Raw genomic sequence first — 19444 nt, 5'->3', positions numbered from 1 at the left:
CGTCGCCCGGGTACAGCCGCAGCTTGCCGGTACTGTCTCGAGCGAGGACGTCGGGGTGGCCGTCGCCGTCGAAGTCACGCTCCTCGGGAAAAGTGACCCTGTCGACCGTGAACGTGGAGGTTGCGGGGTCGCTTTCATTGCCGACTCGATCGCTGGTCGTGATCCGGAGGCTGTGCGGACCCTTCGCGTCGACGCGGAATGTCTGGCCCGAGGTGCATGGCGTGCCCTCCGACGTGTCGAGAGCGCAGCGCAAGGTGGTGCCCTCCTCGGCGCTCACCATCAGCTCGAAGGGTGAGGACACGACCGAGCCCGACGCAGGGGACGTGATGGTCGGCGGTTCGGGGGCGACGGTGTCCACGGTGAAGGCGTGCTCGACGGCCGTACCGTCGGTACCGACGCGCACGGCGAATCGGTGGGGGCCGTCGACCAGGGCCGATGCCGTCACGTCTCCCGGTGCGCATTCGGCCCAGTCCGAGTCGAACGCGCACTGGAGCTGCACGGGTTCCGCGACCGCGACCCGAAAGCTCGGCGTGGGGTCATTGGTCAGAGCTGAGTCGGATGCCTGCGAATCGTCTGCCATCGTCGGCCCGGCCACGATCGTCGGCCGGAGTTCGCCGACCAGGTAGACCCCGCCGGACGCGGTCTCGGCCGGAGTAGCCGCCAGTCCCGGATCATCGGCGGCAACGACGAATGACCCGCGAACCGCCAGCCCGCCCAGACGAGTGAATCCCGTCGTCCAATCCGTCGTGACCTGACCTGTTCGCGTGTCGACACGCGTGATCGTGTCCGCGCCGGCCGCGCCCGACGCCGTGCCGGCGTACAGAATCTGCGTCACAGGGTCGAACGTCAGCCGCGCGACCGACCCGAGTGCGTACGAGGGCGTGGCGGTGGCGGTGGCGTTGCCCTCGGCCGGCGGGAGGTACTTCGTCAGGGACGACGTCTCCGCCACATACAAGAGCGGGCGACCCGACGCATCGGAGACACCCGCGGCCACCGCTCGCGCCCCGCTCCCCGCGACGAATCCCACAGTCTCGACGATCGGCTGCGCCGCGGCGGGATCCACGATCCTGACGATGCTGCGAGCGCGCTCGAAGACGACATAGGCAGCCTGGTCGGTTCCGACCGTCACATCGACCGGGCGCAGATCGCCCCCGTACATGGTCAGCGTGCTGCGGTACGTGAACACGCTCGTCGACGGGTTCCACTCCGCGCGTATCACCCTCGCAGATCCCGGCGCGCCGTCGGGGATCAGGGCGATCGCGTCGCCGTTCGACGGGTCCGTCGGCGTCGGGTCGACGAGAGCGGGGCCGCCGGGGCGCTCGGGCCCCTTCGACTGCCCGGTGGTGCCGCCCAGGCACGTTGACGTCTCGATCGCGCCGGGAGAACTGCCGGAGGGCTCTGACAACCGGCAGAATCCTTCGATCTCGTCGGAGACCCAGAGTCGGCCCCTGGGATCGACGAGCAACCCGCCAGACGAGGTGATCCCTTCGCCGATGAGGCGGCGAGGTTCGTCCCCCGCTGCGCTGGTCGCGACGCCGGTGACCGTGATGCCGACGACGAGCAGCGCTACGCCGAGCACGCCGAACGCCCGCGACCTCGGCCGCCGATTCGGCGGGGGCGTGGAGGCGCTGCTCTGGCCGAGGTCCGAATCTGCGTGTGTCACATCTCTCCCAAGCGGCACCCGTGCCGCTCATCGTGCCGGTCAGCCGCCGGAACTGCAAGGTTAGCGCAGCGCTCGAAGGCGTGTCGACGGTGCCGCGTCTCGAAGGCCGGATGTCGCTGACAGGGCAGCACCCGATCGGGTGCCCACTTCTCCGACCGTCTCACGACGCCGTCCCCAACATCCAAGGTCAGAACACCTAGACTGAATCAGGCGCCGCGCCGGCGCCGTACGGCGGTGAATGGGGTGCATGAGGTGCGGGTCGGTGTGATCGGCGGCGGACAGCTGGCGCGAATGATGATTCCTGCCGCGATCGAGCTCGGGGTCGACCTGAGGGTGCTCGCCGAGCAGGGCGGCATGTCGGCGCAGCTCGCGGCCGACCGCATCGGCGACTACACCGACACGGCCACGGTGCTCGACTTCGCGCGCGAGGTCGACGTGGTCACGTTCGACCACGAGCACGTGCCGCAAGACGTGCTGCGTGCGCTCGTCGACTCCGGCGTGCAGGTGCATCCCGGCCCCGACGCGCTGCGTTTCGCACAAGACAAGCTGCTCATGCGCGAGCGCCTCTCCGAGCTCGGACTGCCGGTGCCCGATTGGGCGAAGGTCGAGACGCTGGGCGAACTCGACGAGTTCATCGCGTCGCACAACGGAGTCGCGGTCGTGAAGACCCCGCGCGGCGGCTACGACGGCAAGGGCGTGCGCGTCGTGCGCGGCGCCGCAGAGGTCGCCGAGTGGTTCGCGACGATCGCCGAAGACGGCCGCCCCGGGGCGCTGCTCGTCGAGGAGCTCGTCGAGTTCCGTCGCGAACTCGCCCAGCTCGTGGCGCGTCGGCCAAGCGGCGAGGTCGCTGCCTGGCCCGTGGTCGAGACGCTGCAGGTCGGCGGGGTGTGCAGCGAGGTCATCGCGCCGGCTCCGCGATCGGCCGGCAAGCTCGCCGACGTCGCGGCCGACGTGGCCCTCACCATCGCCGAAGGGCTCGGCGTCACCGGCGTGCTCGCCGTCGAGCTCTTCGAGACGACCGACGACCGCGTCCTCGTCAACGAGCTCGCCATGCGACCCCACAACAGCGGGCACTGGTCGATGGACGGGTCGACGACCGGCCAGTTCGAGCAGCACCTGCGGGCGGTGCTCGACCTGCCGCTCGGCGGCACGGGCAGCCACGGCGAATGGTCGGTCATGGTCAACGTGCTCGGCGGGCCCGTCGAGGGGGCCCTGACCGACCGCTACGCCGAGGCGATGTCGGGGCATCCCACCGTCAAGGTGCACAACTACGGCAAGGCGCCCCGGCCAGGCCGCAAGATCGGCCACGTCACGGCCACCGGAGACGACCTCGACACCGTCGTGTACGAGGCGCGGGCCGCAGCGGCGTTCCTCCAGGACTGAATTCCCTCCTCGACCCACCATCGGCGGGGCTGCGGCGATCTCACAGCGCCCGGCTCTACACTCGATCAAGTGACTGAGACGAACACCAGCCCGCTCGTCGGCGTCGTCATGGGTTCCGACTCCGACTGGAACGTCATGAGCGAGGCCTCGGCCCTGCTCGACGAGTTCGGCGTCGCCCACGAGGTCGAGGTGCTCTCGGCGCATCGCACGCCCGAGAAGATGCTCGCCTACGGCAAGCAGGCGGCCGCACGAGGCCTCAAGGTCATCATCGCCGGCGCCGGCGGTGCCGCGCACCTGCCAGGCATGCTCGCATCGGTCACGACCCTCCCGGTCGTCGGCGTGCCCGTGCCCCTCTCGCGCCTCGATGGGCTCGACTCGCTGCTCTCGATCGTGCAGATGCCCGCCGGCGTGCCGGTGGCCACAGTGTCGATCGGCGGCGCGAAGAACGCCGGCCTCATCGCCGTCAAGATCCTCGCGACCGCCGACGCGTCGCTCACCGACGCGCTCGCCGCCTACGCCAGCGACCTCGCCGCCCTCGTCGAGCAGAAGAACGAACGGCTGAAGCACTCCCGATGAGCCTCGCCGCCAGCCCCATCCGCTACCCCGACATCGCCTCACGATCCGTGATGACCCGCCGCGGGTGGTGGCTCGTCGTACTCAACTTCCTGATCCCCGGTTCGCCGCAGGTGCTGGCGGGCAACCGGCGCCTCGGCAGGTTCGGGCTCGGCGCCACGCTCGCGCTCTGGGCGCTCGCTGTCGTCGCGCTCGTCGTGTGGCTGCTCTGGCCCGCCGTGGTGCTGACCGTGATCTCGATGTCATGGACCCTCTGGATCGTCGCCGCACTGCTCGCGTTCTATGCCGTGCTCTGGGTCATCCTCACGCTCGATACGTTGCGCCTCGTGCGCATCGTGAAGACCGCACCCTCGGCGCGTGGCTGGATCGCCGGCCTCACGACGCTCGTGCTCGTGGTCCTCTCCGGATCCGCGGCCTACGGCGCCTTCCTCGCCACGACCGCGAGCGGGTTCCTCGACTCGGTGTTCATCGCGGGCCCCTCCGAGCCGCCTGCCGATGGGCGCTACAACATCCTGCTGCTCGGCGGCGACTCGGGGCCCGACCGCGAGGGCATGCGACCCGACAGCATGTCGGTCATCTCGATCGACGCCGACACCGGCCAAGCTGTCACGATCGGCCTGCCGCGCGACCTTGAGTACGTGCCGTTCCCCGGCGACTCGCCACTCGCGGCGGTCTACCCCGAGGGTTACGGCGCCATCGACGGGTGCGAGGTCGATGTGTGCCAGCTGAACTCCATCTACACCGAGGTCGAGCTGAAGAGCCCCGAGATGTACCCGAACGCGGTGAACGAGGGCTCGGAGCCCGGCATCGAGGGCATGCGCGACGCGGCCGAGGGCATCACCGGGCTCGAGATCCAGTACTACGCGCTCATCGACATGCAGGGATTCGAGCAGCTCATCAACGCGCTCGGCGGCGTCGACATCAACGTCGAGACGCGCATCCCGATCGGCGGCGACGAAGACAACAACAACGTCGACGGGTGGATCGAGCCGGGCCAGCAGCACCTCGACGGCTACCACGCGCTGTGGTACGGGCGGGCACGCTACGGCGTCGCCGGCGGCGATTACGAGCGGATGGCCCGCCAGCGAGTACTGCAAGAGGCGATCCTCACCCAGTTCACGCCGACGAACGTGCTCGGCAAGTTCCAGGAGGTCGCGAGCGCCGGCGCCGACACGGTGAAGACCGACGTGCCGCAGTCGATGCTCGGCTACTTCGCGAGCCTCGCCATGAAGACCAAGGGCCTGCCGATGACGCACGTCGAACTCGTGCCCGACAACGGCGTCGACCCGACCGATCCCGACTGGGAGTACATCCGGTCACTCATCGATGCGGCTCTCGCGCCGCCGGCGACCGAGGCGCCTGCCGAGTAGCGACGAAGGAGCGTATCGAGACCCCTGGCGGATCTCGATACGGCGCTGGCGCGCCTACTCGATAGGCGAGAGCGTCAGAGGTCTGCGTGCAACTGCCAGACGCGCTCGGCCGAATCTCGCCAGCTGAACGCACGCGCACGGTCGGTGCCCTTCACCGACATGTGCTCGGCGAGGTCGCTGCCGTCGATCACTGTCGCCACTGCGGCGGCGAGCCGGTCGGCATACCCGCCGGTGCCGACGGGGACGCTCATGCCGGCATCGCCCGACACCTCGACGTATGCGGGGGTGTCGGAATGGATGACCGGCACGCCGAGGCTGAAGGCCTCGATGAGCGACGTGCCGGCGCCCTCTTCGTGACTCGGCGCGACGAATGCGGTGGCACCGGCAAGCACGGCCGCGAGGCCGCTGGGATCGCTCGCCTCTATCGCCCTGACCCGGCTCGGCGCGACGCCCGCCTCCTCGGCGACCGCGGCGAGGTGCAACTCGCCCCACGTCTCGGGACCGATGACGACGAGGGGGATATCGGGAACGCCCGGGCGACCGAGCGCCTCGAGCAGGTCGACGACCCCGCTGCGGGGCTCGAGCGAACCGACGGTGACGAGGTAGTCCCCGGGCAGCCCGAGCTGCTGCACGCGGGCGGGGGCGTCGGCCCGCAGCTTCAGGCCGGGGCGCGGTGCCGTGCCGATGACGCGCACACGGTCGCCGAAATCGGCGACCATCGCGAGGCGTTCGGCCAGTGCGTGCGTGGGCACCACCACGGCATCGGCGTGCTTGCGGGCGCGCCGCATCATGCCCTTGTGCCACGCCACCGTGGCGGAAGTGAGCGACTCGGGGTGAGTCCACGCGAGCAGGTCGTGCACCGTGACGACGGTCTGGTCGATGCCCGCGGTGCTGTCGTGCCGGCGCAACGGCGCGAAGAGCCCGGGGGCGTGGATCATGCCGCCACCCGGAGATGTGGTGAGGCCGAACTGCCACGCCGCAGCGAGTTCGCGCCGCGCGAGGCTCGTCTTGTACAGCCCCGAGAGGCCCGGGAATCGGGTGAGCAGCGCGTCGTAGTCGGCGGGCGGCGAGGACGACACGATGCCCTCGACGTCGCAGCCCGGCGGCGCGGTCGCGATGAGGGCCTCGGTCAGCGCCTCGGTGTAGCGGCCGAGAGGGCCAGGCACCGGGGCGACGACCTGGTCGACGACGAGGCGAAGCGTCGTGGGCATGCCCCTCCTTCAGGTGTCGTGGGTGTCGGTTTCCCAATCTAGCCGTCCGATCGCCGGTGAAACCTCTGGGAGCGGCAGCTGTGGAGAGTCGGTCGGCGAGGACAGGGCAAGATAGTGGGGAGCCTTCCCACCTTCTGCGAGAGTCGATGAGTCCGTCACCTGAGCCAGCGCGCGTCGTCGCGGTCGTCGTCGCATACAATCGCGCCGAGTTGCTGGCCGAGGTGCTCGCCGCGCTCGCCGCCCAAGGTGCCCCGCTCGCACGCGTGGTCGTCGTCGACAACGCATCGACCGACGCGTCGGCCGAGGTGGCGCGCGCTGCGGGCGATCTCGTCGACCTCGTATCGCTGCCGCGCAACACCGGCGGCGCGGGCGGCTTCGCTGCGGGCATGGCGGTGGCGCTCGCCGACCACGAGCCCGACTGGCTGTGGCTCATGGACGACGACACGGTGCCCACCGAGAGTGCGCTCGCCGAGCTGCTCACGGCCGTCGGCGGCTCCGACACGGTCGTCGCCGGGTCTCGGGTCGTCTGGCATGACGGCACTGAGCACCCCATGAACACACCCCGCCAGAAGCCGTTCGTCTCGCGCGACGAGCGAATCGCCGCGGCCCGCCACGGGGGAATCGCGATCCGCAGCACGTCGTTCGTGTCGATGCTCGTGCGCGCCGATGTCGTCCGCGAGATCGGTTTGCCCATCGCCGACTACTTCATCTGGAACGACGACTTCGAGTACTCCACGCGCGCGTTGCGCGGCCGACGCGGCATTCACGTACCAGCCTCGGTGGTCGTGCACAAGACGAAAGTGCTCGGCGCGACCGACGCTGACCCGGGGCCGCGGTTCTACTACGAAGTGCGCAACAAGCTCTGGATGTTCCGGCGCTCGGCGAGCCTCTCGGCCGGCGAGAAGCTGCTGTACGGCGCGTCGAGCGTGCGCCGCTGGCTGCGCACGGTCGCCCGCTCGCACGAGCGTGACGTGCTGCGCGACGGCTGGAGGCGCGGGTACCGTGACGGCACCCGCACGCGGCCGCGGCCGAACGCCATGGCGCTCGCCGGGCTCGGCCGCGTATCCGATGCCGTGCAACGGGTGGAGCCCTCGTGAGCGACGGGTTCGCCCTGCTCATGCCCGTGTACCACGGTGACGACGCTGCGCATTTCACGAAGGCGTTCACGTCGAGCGTCGACGAACAGTCCGTGAAGCCGTCGCAGGTCGTGCTCGTGCAGGACGGCCCGGTCGACGACGACCTCGCCGCTGCGATCGGCCGCGTCGTCGAAGCCAGCCCGATTCCCGTCACCCTCCACGTCATCGACGAGAACGTCGGCCTCGCCCGGGCGCTGTCGATCGGGCTCGACCTGACCGACCACGAGATCGTCGCCCGCATGGACGCTGACGACATCTCGCTCCCCGAGCGGTTCGCGCGTCAGCTGCCGGTCATCGAGGGCGGCCTCGACCTGGTCGGCACCGGTATGTTCGAGTTCCTCGACGACGGCGGAGCGATCGTCGGCCGGCGCACGCCGCGCACCGGGCACGACGAGATCGCACGCTACGCGCGGTTCCACGATCCGTTCAGTCACCCCACCGTGATGTATCGCAAGTCGGCCGTCGCCCGCGCCGGTGGGTACCAGCCCCTCGGGCTCATGGAGGACTACTGGCTGTTCGCGAGGATGATCGACGCAGGGGCATCCGTCGCGAACATTCCCGATCCGCTCGTGATGTACCGCGTCGGCGCCGGTGCGTACGCCCGCCGGGGCGGTCGGGCGCAGTGGCGCAGCGAGCTGGCGCTGCAACGCGCGCTGCGGGGCATTCGCTTCACGACGCGGTGGGAGTACCTGCGCAACGTGACCGTGCGCGGGGTGTACCGGTTCGTGCCCGAGCGGGTGCGCCGGGTCGCGTACAGGCGGTTGATCGCGGGAGGCGCGGCGCGCTGAGTCTCCCTCATCAGTTCTGCGGCGCGCGGCGCCGCACCGGCTACGGAATCGTGCCTGGCTTCTAGCATGGTGCCGTCGCATCTCGGTACGAGGGCCGGCGGATGGGGGCGAACACGATGAACGGTGTGGGCAGGGTGCTCGGGGCGGTGGTCGCCGCGCTACTGGTCGTCGGCGGCGTCGGCCTGACGGCGAGCGTGGGGTCGACGATGGCGGCGACCGCGGCCGATGGCCGTGATTTCGATCCCGGCATGATCATCAGCGACGCGATCTTCTACGACAGCGGCACGATGACGGTCGCGCAGATCCAGACATTCTTGAATGCGCGGGTGCCGTCGTGCCGGGCAGGCTATGTCTGCCTGAAGAGCTTCCGGCAGACGACGACTTCGCAACCTGCGCGCAGCGAAGGATGCGCCGCCTACGCCGGCCAAGCGAATGAGTCCGCTGCGCTCATCATCTACAAAGTCGCGCGCGCCTGCGGGATCAATCCGCGCGCGCTCCTCGTGCTGCTCGAGAAGGAGCAGGGGCTCGTCTCCGACACGTGGCCGACATCGCGCCAGTATCGGTCTGCGACCGGATACGGCTGCCCCGACACCGCCGACTGCGACACCAATTACTACGGGTTCTTCAACCAGCTGTATCACGCGTCGTGGCAGTTCAAGAAGTACCGGGCGCGGCCAGCCGATCGCGCATATCAATCAGGGCGCTACAACACGATCCTGTGGCACCCGAATTCCGGTTGCGGTACGTCACAGGTGTACATCAGGAATCAGGCGACGGCAGGGCTCTACCTCTACACGCCATACCGGCCGAATGCAGCCGCCCTCGCGAGCCTGTACGGCACAGGCGACGCGTGCTCCAGCTACGGCAATCGCAACTTCTGGCGTATGTTCACCGATTGGTTCGGGTCGACGAATACGATCGCCGTGAATCCGAGCCTGCTCGATCTGTACAACAGCACCGGCGGTGCCGGCGGAACGCTCGGTGTTCCCGTCGCCGCCGCCGAGTTGTACGCAGGCGGTGGTGTCGGCCAGCGGTTCACCCGCGGTTGGGGATATGCGCACGAACTGACCGGTGCCCATCGCACGGGCGGTGCGATCGGGGCACGTTATGCGGCGCTCGGCGGCCCCACGGGACCGCTATGGTATCCCATCGGTTCTGAGGTTGCCGAGATCGGCGGTGCCAGCCAGTCCTTTCAGAAGGGGTGGCTGTACTGGTCGCCGTCCACCGGCGCCCAGCGTGCCTACGGGGCCATCGGTGCGCTGTACCGCGCATCGAACGGCCCGGCTGGTGCGCTGGGGTACCCGATGGCCGATGAGCAGACGCAGCCGGGAGGGTCCAGCCAACGATTCACGAAGGGCTGGGTCTATTGGTCGCCCGCCACCGAGGCCCAACGCGTCGCGGGTGGGATCGGTTCGGCGTACGTCGCCGCCGGCGGACCGGCAAGCGGACTGGGGTACCCATTGGAGGCCGAGGTCTCTGCCGTGGGTGGCGCGAACCAGCGGTTCGAGACCGGGTCGATGTACTGGAGCTCGACCACGCGTGCCCGAATCGTGATCGACGGGATCGACGTCGCGTACCGACAGCTCGGTGCGGGTGCCGGGCGACTGGGCTACCCGGTCGAGGACACCGTGCGGTATGCCGACGGGGGGATGGGGCAGCGCTTCAAGCAGGGTTGGCTGTTCTGGTCCGAATCGGCCGGCGCGCACCCCGTCATCGGAGGCATCGCGACGAAGTACCTCGCAAGTGGGGGAGCGACGAGCCGGCTCGGCTATCCGCTCGCCGGTGAGGTCGCCGAGTCCGGCGGGGCGAGCCAGAAGTTCGACGGCGGGTCGATCTACTGGTCGATCGCGACCTCGGCCCAGCGGGTCTTCGGAGCGATCGGCGCGCTGTACATCTCCTCGCAAGGGCCCGCCGGGCCGCTGGGCTACCCCGCGACCGACGAACTCGCCGAACCAGCAGGCGCGAGCCAGCGCTACACGAGGGGGTGGGTGTACTGGTCGGCGGCGACGGGCGCACAACGGGTCGCCGGGGGCATCGGTTCAGCCTACGTCGCAGCCGGCGGTGCGAAATCGGTGTTGGGCTTCCCAGTGGGGCCCGAGGTCGCCGAGACCGGCGGTGCGAACCAGCCGTTCCAGAAGGGTTGGTACATGTGGTCGTCGCCGACCAGGGCGCACAGCGTCGCCACGAAGATCGGCGAGTTCTACTACGCCGCGGGCGGTGCCACGACGTTCGGGTACCCACTCGCCGATACGGTGTGGAAGGCCGACGGATCACTCGAGCAGTCGTTTCAGAAGGGAAGGATCCGATGGACTGCGAACGGCGGCGCCGTGCGCTTCTGACCACATCCGGCCGATAGGATCATCCGGATGTCCCGTCCGCGCATTCTCTGCATCTCCTTCTCGCACTTCACCGCCGACTCGCGGGTGCTCCGCCAGCTGAAGGTGCTCGAGCGCGTCGGCAGCGTCACCACGATCGGCTATGGCGAGGCGCCTCCACGCGTCGCCGAGCACCTCGAGATCGACGCGGCACTGCCATCCCTGCCACAGACGCTCGGAGGCGTTGCGAAGCTTACGGCTCGGGCCTACCGAGCGGTCGAGTTCGATGCGCCGGCGGTTGCGCGGGCCATCGAGCTGCTCGGAGATCGTCGATTCGACCTCGTCGTGGCAAACGAGGCGCGTGCACTGCCGCTGGCGCATCGTGTCGCAGCAGGTGCGCCGGTTTGGGGCGACATGCACGAGTGGGCGCCGCAGGAGCGCACGCACGTGCTTTCGTGGCGCCTGCTCGTCGCGCCGTTCATGACTTGGGTGTGCCGTGAGTACCTTCCGCGGACCAAGGCGGTGTCCACCATCAACGAGTCGATCGCCCGCCTGTACGAACGAGAGTTCGGCGTGCGTTGCGACGTCGTTCGTAACGCGATCGACGAGCAGCACCTGGAGCCGACGCCGATGTTGCCGGGGAGAATCAGACTCGTACACAGCGGTGGCGCGGTGCCGGGTCGCAGCATCGAGACGCTCATCGATGCGACGAAGCGCCTTGACGACCGGTTCACGCTCGACCTGTTCCTTGTGAAGGCCCGCGGAGCGGATGCATACTGGCAGTCGCTCGTCGACCGTGCTGCCGAGACTGAGCGTGTGAGAGTGCACCCACCGGTCGCCCCCGCCGACTTGCCGCGAACGCTGAATGGGTACGACGTCGGCGTCTTCGTTCTGCCGCCGCGCACCATGAACCACCGGCTCATGCTGCCGAACAAATTCTTCGACTTCGTGCAGGCACGACTCGCGCTCGTCTTCAGCACGGCGATCGAGACCGATGCGCTCATCGAGCGCTTTGACCTCGGCGCCGTCTCGCCCGGGTTCGGCGTCGACGAACTCGTCGGCACCCTCAACGGGCTCGCCGAAGCCGACATCGCACGCTACAAACAGAACGCCGACGACGCGGCATCCGTGCTCACCTCTGCCGAAGATGAACGCGTGGAGTTATCGATCCTCGAGCGGCTGCTCGCGGGGGTCAGCGGCTGAGCAGCTTCGGGTACATTTCGGCGAGCTTCTGGTAGCCGAGCTCCGCGTCGTGCGTGCGGCGGATCCAGTCGGGGCCGCCGGTGGTCGGTGCCTCGAGCAGCCAGAGCGCCGCATCGGCGACCGCGTCAACGTCGTTCCACGCCGCCTCGCCGCCGCCAACCGGCGGGGCATCGGGGTAGAAGCCGGGTGCCAGCGGCACCGCGACCGGAACGCCCATGGCGATCGCCTCGAGCTCGCTCGACGAGAGGATGCCGGCGCTCTGCCCGACGACAACGGCGGAGCCCGCGAGTGCGCGCAGATACTCCGTGTGGGACATCTTGGGCAGCAGCACGACACCGGCCGACCGCGCTTCACCTGCCCCCGGACCCCAGTCGAGTCCTTCGACGAGCGTTCCCGCAGGAGCTTCGACGACGAGCCGGCGCGCGATTGCGAGCTGCTGTTGCAGCCCCTTGACATCCTCCCAGCGTGATGCGAAGAAGATTCGCCGCGCCGGCATCTGCTGCCGATCGGGGAGGGCGCCGAGGTCGACGGGGACGGGGAAATACTGCGCATCGGGCCGCTGCGGCAGGACGTGCTCGGCGAGGTCAGGAGTGGAGTAGAGCACCGCGGCCGCCGAGCGCACACCCCAGCGGATCGCGTCGCGCCACGCCGGGTCGTATTGCAGTGTGCGGATGTCGGTACCGTGCAGGTGGAGCACGAATCGCTTCGGCACGACCCTGGTGTGCTTGAGCATCGCACCCGAGTGCACGTGCAGCAGGTCGACTCGCGCCGCACGTCGTGCGAGTCCCGCAGCCCATGCCGCCCCGCGCGCGATGAATCGCGCCCGACCGCTGGCGCCCGTCCACTCCGGGTCGGCGACGGCGCGCGGGTAGAAGGTCCAGTTCTCGCCATGGCGGCGGGCAGCCGCAAGCAGGCGCTCGGCCGTGAACGCGGCGTCGTTCACATGCAGGACGCGCACTCCGCCCGGCGCTGTGGCCACGGTCAAGCGCGCCCGATGACCCGATAAACGATGTCACCCCACTCTTCGCGCGAGCTCACGCGACGGCCATCGATGAAGGTGCGAATTCCGGGCAGGTCGGCGGGCGTGAGGCTGCGGTACTCGGCGTGGTCGGCCTGCACGACGGCAGCGTCGATCGGCTCGCCGAGGTGGTACGGCGCAAATCCATATCCGATGAGTTCGTCATCGGTGTACAGCGGGTCATGCACGACCACCTCGGCACCGCGACGCTTCAGCGACGCCACGGTGTCGAACACACCCGAGAACGCCGTCTCCTTCACGCCGCCGCGATACGCGGCGCCGAGCACGACGACGCGAGCGCCGGAGAGATCTCCGAACGCACCTTCGAGCATGCCCACCGCGTAGTCGGGCATGCCGAGATTCGCCTCGCGCGCGGCGCGGACGACGGTCGCCTCGGGATCGTTCCAAAGGTAGAGGCGGGGGTATACGGGGATGCAGTGCCCACCGACGGCGATACCGGGCTGGTGGATGTGGCTGTAGGGCTGCGAGTTCGACGCCTCGATGACCTTGTAGACGTCGATGCCAGACTTCTGGGCGAAGCGGGCGAATTGGTTCGCCAGCCCGATGTTGACATCGCGATACGTGGTCTCGGCGAGCTTCGCGAGCTCGGATGCCTCGGCCGAGCCCAGATCCCATACGCCGTTCGGTCGCGGGAGGTCACCGCGCTCGTCGAAGTCGAGCACGGCCTCATAGAACTCGACCGCCTTCGACGCACCGGCGTCGGAGAGACCGCCGACGAGTTTCGGGTACTTGCGGAGGTCTTCGAACACGCGCCCCGTGAGCACGCGCTCAGGGGAGAACACGAGGTGGAAGTCCTGGCCCTCTGTGAGGCCCGAGGTCGCCTCGAGCAGCGGCTTCCAGCGATCGCGGGTCGTGCCGACGGGCAGCGTGGTCTCGTATGCGACGAGGGTGTCGGGAGTGAGGTGCTCGCCGAGCGAGCGGGTCGCGGCGTCCATCCAACCGAAGTCGGGGCGGGCCTCGGCGTCGACGAACAACGGCACGACCAGCACGACCGCGTCGGCGCCGGGAATGGCGTCGGCATAGTCGGTCGTGGCTCGCAGTCGACCTGCTGGGACGAGTTCCGAAAGCTTCTCCTGCAGGTGGGCCTCGCCAGGGAAGGGCTCGACCCCAGCGTTCACGAGTTCGACCGTACGGAGATTGACGTCGACGCCGACGACGTCGTGACCCTTCGACGCGAACTGCACCGCGAGGGGGAGCCCGATCTTGCCCAGGGCGATGACGGCGATCTTCACAGGTTGCTCTCTTCTTCTCGTGGTCTGGCGCCCGGCCTCAACAGCCGGTCACCTCGTACAGTTTCGCGTCCCCGTGCTCGGCGAGCAACGTGAGCGCGGACGGATCGGTTAGGTCGGTGAGGCCCGGGTACAGTTCGGATCGTCGGTCGTTCGCGAAGACGAAGTGGTCGCCGAAGTCGAGGACGTACTCCACGCCGATGTCCTCGGCGGCAGCGCACGCTGCGGGATCGCCCTCACCGAGACCTTCGGCGACACCCCAGAATGTGTCGGGATAGCGCCCGCCGAGATGGGGGAACAGCGTCATCCGGTCGACATATGCGTAGACGAGCGAACTCCCGTTCCACGGGTTCCCGGCGATGACCGTATGAGCGGGTGTGAGTTCGGCGACATCGTCGAAGACGGCGACCTCATCGGGGCTCAGCACGGGACTGCGGTCCGAGAACCGGTACGCGTCCGCCAGGTGGCCGCTGGTGGTCTGTACTCCACCGAACTGCGTGCCTGCGACGGCGAGGACGACGACCATCGCGGCGACAGCGGTCGCGATGCGGGTTCGAGGGTGGGTCGTACTGTCGGGAGAGTCGCGTCGGATGCCGCGCCACGTCCATTGGGCCAGCATGACGAGCCCCATCGTCGCGAGGGGCAGGGCGGTGACGGGCAGCATCGCTGCGAGCCTGAACGCGTCGTTGTACCAGAGCCCGGTGAGGGCGGTGCGCAGAGCGCCCTCGGGTCCGCCGTTCGCAACGGCGAACAGCAGTACCGTGAGGCCGTACGAGATCACGAGCCAGATGGGCGTGCGGCGCAGGAACACGCCCACAATGCCGATGACGACGAGTACAGTGACGACGACGCCGACCGTGATCTCGAGCGGGCCGTTGGTGAGCGCCTCGATCACGGCATCGATGAAGGTGCGATTCGGCACCCACCCGTTGTCGCTTGTGCCGAACCGGGTCCAGAGGATGGCCTCGATGGTGAGTGCCGCCACAGCCCCACCGCCGACGGCGAGCCGCACGAGTGCGCCGCGGTCGGAACGGATGAATCGAACTGTTGCCTGGATGATCAGCGGCGCGCTGAGCACGAACAGTCCGAACAGCGCATTCGGGTGGGAGAGGGCGACTCCGGCCGTCGCTGTGAGTGCAGCCCCCCACCAGCCGAATCGCGTGAGATCGGCACTGCCGTCGGAGTTCGGGCGCAGCGCGAGCACCATGCAGCCGAGGGCGACCGGGAGCAGCGCGATCGCGAGCACGTTCGGATACAGCACGCCGAACCAAAGGAGCGTCAGCGGGAAGGCCGCGAACCCGGCACTGAGTGCACCTGCGATTGCCAGCGCGACGGAGTTCGCGCCGAACAGTGCGCGAACGAGGAAGACTGCTGCGATCGGCCAGACGAGGCACGCCATGACGATGGCCATCGAGTTGGCGGCGACGACGATGTCGGTGCCCGTCAGTTGTACGACGATGCTCGTGAAGGCATGCCATACCGTGGGATAGAAGCCCGTCGACGAGCCCGGCGTCGTCATGACGAGGTGCAACGGCGACGCGTCGTCGTGGTTGAGGATCCAACGCACGGCATTGAGGTGGAAGACCGCGTCGTAGGTCTGCGATGGGTGATCGGGCGAGCCGATCCCAGCCAGCAGGTTTCGGCCGATAAGTACGGCGCCGATCGCGATGCCGGCAACGCTCGCGAGCAGCGGGCGCCCCCATTCGCCTCGCGGCCGGTCGCGAGCTACGGTCAGCCGGCGTAGCAACAGACCGATCGCGCCGAGGACGACTGCCAGCAACATCGGCGGAACGAGGTTCCACGACGCGCCGACGAGGGGCGCGGCCAGGCTCGAGACCGCGACGATCGCGACGGATGTAGCGGCGGACAGCCCGAGGAACAGGACGCCTCGAGCACCGACGGTGAGGGCGAATGGCGCACCGAGACCGACGAGGAGCAGGCCCGCGACGGCGACGGCGGGAAGTGCGTCGAACCAATTCATCGTGTGTGTGATCTACCCCGGATCAGGCTTCCCCGTCGCCCGACGTGAGCGAGGCCGTACCCCGAAGGAACGGCTGTAGGCGATTCTCGAACATCGACAGTGCTGAGCCGATCGCCATGTGCATGTCGAGATACTTGTAGGTGCCGAGCCGCCCTCCGAACAGCACGTTCTTCTCGCGCTTCGATTCCTCGCGGTAGGCCAGGAGGCGTTCGCGGTCGGCCGCCGTGTTCACGGGGTAGTAGGGCTCGTCGCCCGTCTCGGCAAAGCGCGAGTACTCGCGCATGATGACGGTGCGGTCGGCCGGGTATTGGCGTTCGGGGTGGAAGTGCCGGAACTCGTGGATACGCGTGAACGGGACATCCGCATCGGGGTAATTCATCACGCTCGTGCCCTGGAAGTCACCCGTGGGAAGCACTTCGCGCTCGAAGTCGAGGGTGCGCCAGGAGAGGTGGCCCTCGGAGAAGTCGAAGTAGCGGTCGACCGGCCCGGTGTAGACGACGGGCACTTGGCCGACCGTGTTGCTCTTCGAATACGGCTGCGACTCGTCGAAGAAATCGCTGTCGAGGCGCACTTCGATGTTGGGGTGGTCGGCCATGCGCTCGAGCCAGGCCGTGTATCCGTCGACCGGGAGCCCCTCATGGGTGTCGTTGAAGTAGCGGTTGTCGTAGGTGTAACGAACCGGAAGACGCGAGATCACCTCGGCCGGCAGATCACTCGGATCGGTCTGCCACTGCTTCGCCGTGTAATGCTTGATGAAGGCCTCGTACAGCGGGCGCCCGATGAGCTGGATGCCCTTGTCGTTGAGGTTCTGCGGGTCGGTGCCTGCGAGTTCGCCAGCCTGTTCGCGGATGAGATCGCGCGCGGCGTCGGGCCCGTGGGCGGAGCGGAAGAACTGGTTGATCGTGCCGAGGTTGATCGGCATCGGGTAGACCTCGCCGTTGTGCCGAGTGTAGACGCGGTGCACGTAGTCGGTGAACCTCGTGAAGCGGTTGACGTACTCCCAGACGCGCTCGTTCGATGTGTGGAAGAGGTGGGCGCCATAGCGGTGCACTTCGATGCGGGTCTCGGGCTCGTCCTCGCTGTAGGCATTGCCGCCGAGGTGCGGCCTGCGGTCGATCACGGTGACCTTCAGGCCGAGCTCACGAGCGGCGCGCTCTGCGATGGTGAGTCCGAAGAAGCCAGATCCGACGACCAGCAGGTCGGTGTTCATGAATGGTTCCTCTCAGGCGACATACCAGATTACCCGACGGCTCGATGGGTAGATGATGTGAGGTGCTCAGGCGGGGTGCGCCGCAATCGCGAAGGCCTCGTCATACGCGGCGAGTCGTGCAGCATCGCTGAATCGGGCGCCGAGCGTGGCCGCGATCTCCTCGGCAGTCATGGTGCGGGTCCGTTCGACGACCTGCTCAACGGCGTCGGCGTATGTCGCGGTATCTGCACCGGTGACGAGCGCGCCTACGGCAGGATCGACGAACTCGCCCTGCCCGCCGATCGCACCGACGACGACGGGCAGGCCGTGCGCGATCGCCTCGGCTATCGCGACGCCGAAGGTCTCACCCGTCGTCGGTAGGAGGAACACATCGGATGCCACGAGGAGGGCGCCGACCGCTTCTGGTCGCACCGCACCGACGAGGTCGACATGGTCGCCCACGCCGAGCTCGGTCGCGAGCATCACTGTCTCATCCATCAGGGGGCCGCCACCGACCCAGGTCAGCGTCGTATCGTGGCCGCGTGAGCGCAGCTCCGCCACGATGCCGATCGCGAGGAGTGGCCGCTTCACGGTGTTCAGCCCGCCGACCGCGACGAGCCGGAGGCGCCCATCCTCGGTGCGCCGAGCGGGAACCTGATCGGAGGAATCCACCGCGTTCGGGATCGTGACGAGCGGGCCACGGCGGCCGAGACGCTGCACGAGCGCGCCGAGATAGTCGCTCACCGTCACGACGACGGAGGGCCGGTCGAGCAGTGCACGACGAATGGCACGGGCGCGGCGTGCCGCGAGTCCACCGCCGAACGAGGACCCGATCGCCGAAGAGTGCTCGGTGTGCACCCACTTCATGCGGGATGCGCCGGCGATCACGAGCGGCCAGAGGGACGTCGCTGCGTGGGAGTTCACGGCATCGACGTCGCGCATGAGCCGCCGGAGTCCACGAGAAGCACGCCACCACTGGCGAGGGTCCGACGGGGCCATCGGAATGCGAATCACGCGAACGCCGTCGCGTTCGATGATCGACGGATTGCCATCGGAGTGCGCCGGGGCCACGAGGTGCGCGACCATCACCTCGTGCTCGACGCGGAGCATCCGCACGTCGCGTTCGACGAAGGCGCCGGCATAGGGATTCGCGTCGTTCGGGTACCACGGGGTGACGACGAGGATCCTCACGCCCTGCTCGCCTCCAGCACGGCGTCGGATGCGGCGGCGCCGACGGCATCGAGCGACGCATTCGCCTCGACCCATGCGGCCCGTTGGGCGCTCAGCGATGCCGTCTCGCCCGACTTCCATCGGTCGATGGCGTCGATCATCGCGGCCGCGATCGCGTCGGCACGGTAGTCGACCGCGTCACCGAGGCCGTGTTCGCGCACGAGCGCCGCCCCGCTGCCGGAACCCGCGAAGATGACGGGAGTGCCGCATGCGGCGGCCGCATAGGTCTTGGTGGGCCGCGCGAAGTCGTACCCGATGCCGGGCACGATGCTCACGAGCGCGGCCGCTGCGCCGCGTATCCACTCGGCGACCTCGGTCGGCGCCACCACACCGCCGAGCTCGACGTTCCCGGGCGCCAGCCGCTCGGCTGAGGCTCGGATAGCCGGTTCGGATGCCCCCTGGCCGAAGAACCGGAGCACGGCGTCGGGGTGCCGCTCGAGGACGGCGGGCATGGCCTCGACGAAACGCTCAGCGCCCTGCCACTCCGACATTGTGCCCGTGTACACCATGTAGGGCGCCTCGAACGACTTGGCAGGACCATCGGGCGAGAACATCGTCGTGTCGACACCGTTGCCCACGGTGGCGATCTTCGCGCGATCGACCCCGAATACCTCGAGCCGGTCGCTGACCTCGTCGGAGATCGACAGGACGCACGCGGCGTGCCGCATGACATAGCTCTCGAGCGCCCGCATCGTGGAGATGACGATCTTCGGTGCACCCATGGCGATGACACCGTCGGTCCAGATGTCGGCGGCGTAGTAGGCGTAGGGCTTGCGATGCAGCCGACTGACCAGTGAGACAACGAGGCCGGTCGTGGGCGGCGCCTCGGCGACGGCGAGATCGAAGCCCGCGAACAGCATGCGGAAGAACAGCGGGATATCGAAGCTCAGGTACTGCACGTAGCCACGGACGTTCCCGCCGCGATCACGCAGCACGGGGAATCGCGAGATGGTCAGGCCAGCTTCCTCGGCGACGGTGCTCGGCGCCGTGGGCGGCGGCGTCGTGGTGAGCACGCGCACGCGGGATCCCCGCCGGAGGAACCCCTTGGCGAGCGCGCGAAGGCGGAACGCGCCGGCGCTCACCTCAGGGGCGAAGAGCCGCGACGCGATGAGGACGCGACGAGCTTCATGCATC

15 protein-coding genes are annotated in these 19444 nt (G+C 68.6%); 7 read left to right on the top strand and 8 right to left on the bottom strand.

All coding sequences use genetic code 11. The features are described from left to right. Window positions 1-1579: NHL repeat-containing protein (locus ABD164_RS05115; RefSeq protein ID WP_486303291.1), on the bottom strand; the 1579-nt coding region annotated here is incomplete at its 3' end. 318 nt (window positions 1580-1897) lie between these two features. Here ABD164_RS05115 and ABD164_RS05110 point away from each other — a divergent pair. From ABD164_RS05110 to ABD164_RS05100, 3 genes are all read left to right on the top strand, one after another. Beyond that, a complete protein-coding gene (locus tag ABD164_RS05110; protein ID WP_344294080.1) occupies window positions 1898-3046 on the top strand; it encodes a 5-(carboxyamino)imidazole ribonucleotide synthase in 1149 nt (382 codons plus the stop codon). 108 nt (window positions 3047-3154) lie between these two features. Continuing rightward, window positions 3155-3622: a 5-(carboxyamino)imidazole ribonucleotide mutase gene (gene purE / locus ABD164_RS05105; RefSeq protein WP_344294110.1), complete on the top strand. Its 468-nt coding sequence runs from the start codon at window positions 3155-3157 to the stop codon at window positions 3620-3622. Then, the gene (locus ABD164_RS05100; RefSeq protein WP_344294078.1) at window positions 3619-4989 is read left to right on the top strand and encodes an LCP family glycopolymer transferase; all 1371 of its coding nucleotides are present in this window, start codon (window positions 3619-3621) and stop codon (window positions 4987-4989) included. Before purE ends, ABD164_RS05100 begins: the two co-directional genes overlap by 4 nt. Before the next feature lie 74 nt (window positions 4990-5063). On the opposite strand, the gene ABD164_RS05095 is transcribed toward ABD164_RS05100, so the two are convergent. Further along, on the bottom strand, window positions 5064-6200 hold the full coding sequence (locus tag ABD164_RS05095; RefSeq protein ID WP_344294076.1) for a glycosyltransferase family 4 protein: 1137 nt from the start codon (window positions 6198-6200) through the stop codon (window positions 5064-5066). Between the two features lie 146 nt (window positions 6201-6346). Here ABD164_RS05095 and ABD164_RS05090 point away from each other — a divergent pair, with 146 nt between their 5' ends. The 4 genes from ABD164_RS05090 (at window position 6347) to ABD164_RS05075 (ending at window position 11642) form a co-directional block, all read left to right on the top strand. Continuing rightward, window positions 6347-7297, top strand: coding sequence for a glycosyltransferase (locus ABD164_RS05090; protein WP_344294074.1), 951 nt, complete (start codon window positions 6347-6349; stop codon window positions 7295-7297). After that, window positions 7294-8124: a glycosyltransferase gene (locus ABD164_RS05085; protein WP_344294072.1), complete on the top strand. Its 831-nt coding sequence runs from the start codon at window positions 7294-7296 to the stop codon at window positions 8122-8124. The genes ABD164_RS05090 and ABD164_RS05085 overlap by 4 nt, the downstream gene beginning before the upstream one ends. Window positions 8125-8225: 101 nt before the next feature. Further along, window positions 8226-10463 carry a hypothetical protein gene (locus tag ABD164_RS05080; protein ID WP_344294070.1) on the top strand — a complete coding sequence of 746 codons (2238 nt, stop codon included), beginning with the start codon at window positions 8226-8228 and terminating at the stop codon, window positions 10461-10463. A 27-nt stretch (window positions 10464-10490) separates the two neighbouring features. Then, window positions 10491-11642: a glycosyltransferase gene (locus tag ABD164_RS05075; RefSeq protein WP_344294069.1), complete on the top strand. Its 1152-nt coding sequence runs from the start codon at window positions 10491-10493 to the stop codon at window positions 11640-11642. Here the strand turns inward: ABD164_RS05075 and ABD164_RS05070 are convergent. The 6 genes from ABD164_RS05070 to ABD164_RS05045 form a co-directional block, all read right to left on the bottom strand. After that, on the bottom strand, window positions 11632-12627 hold the full coding sequence (locus tag ABD164_RS05070; RefSeq protein ID WP_344294067.1) for a glycosyltransferase family protein: 996 nt from the start codon (window positions 12625-12627) through the stop codon (window positions 11632-11634). The two genes, ABD164_RS05075 and ABD164_RS05070, sit on opposite strands and share 11 nt — an antisense overlap. Further along, window positions 12624-13913 carry a nucleotide sugar dehydrogenase gene (locus tag ABD164_RS05065; RefSeq protein ID WP_344294065.1) on the bottom strand — a complete coding sequence of 430 codons (1290 nt, stop codon included), beginning with the start codon at window positions 13911-13913 and terminating at the stop codon, window positions 12624-12626. The genes ABD164_RS05070 and ABD164_RS05065 overlap by 4 nt, the downstream gene beginning before the upstream one ends. Window positions 13914-13950: 37 nt before the next feature. Further along, window positions 13951-15891, bottom strand: a complete 1941-nt coding sequence (locus ABD164_RS05060; RefSeq protein ID WP_344294063.1) for a DUF6541 family protein — start codon at window positions 15889-15891, stop codon at window positions 13951-13953. A 22-nt stretch (window positions 15892-15913) separates the two neighbouring features. Continuing rightward, entirely contained in the window at window positions 15914-17101 is a 1188-nt protein-coding gene (gene glf, locus ABD164_RS05055) for a UDP-galactopyranose mutase (RefSeq protein WP_344294061.1), read from the bottom strand. Window positions 17102-17167: 66 nt separating this feature from the next. Continuing rightward, window positions 17168-18271, bottom strand: a complete 1104-nt coding sequence (locus ABD164_RS05050) for a glycosyltransferase (RefSeq protein ID WP_344294059.1) — start codon at window positions 18269-18271, stop codon at window positions 17168-17170. After that, the gene (locus ABD164_RS05045) at window positions 18268-19443 is read right to left on the bottom strand and encodes a glycosyltransferase family 4 protein (protein ID WP_344294057.1); all 1176 of its coding nucleotides are present in this window, start codon (window positions 19441-19443) and stop codon (window positions 18268-18270) included. Before ABD164_RS05045 ends, ABD164_RS05050 begins: the two co-directional genes overlap by 4 nt. Between the last annotated feature and the right edge of the window lies 1 nt (window position 19444).

The organism is Agromyces neolithicus (assembly GCF_039529735.1).
GTDB classification, from domain to species: Bacteria; Actinomycetota; Actinomycetes; order Actinomycetales; family Microbacteriaceae; genus Agromyces; species Agromyces neolithicus.
This window is presented reverse-complemented; position numbering and strand designations above follow the sequence as displayed.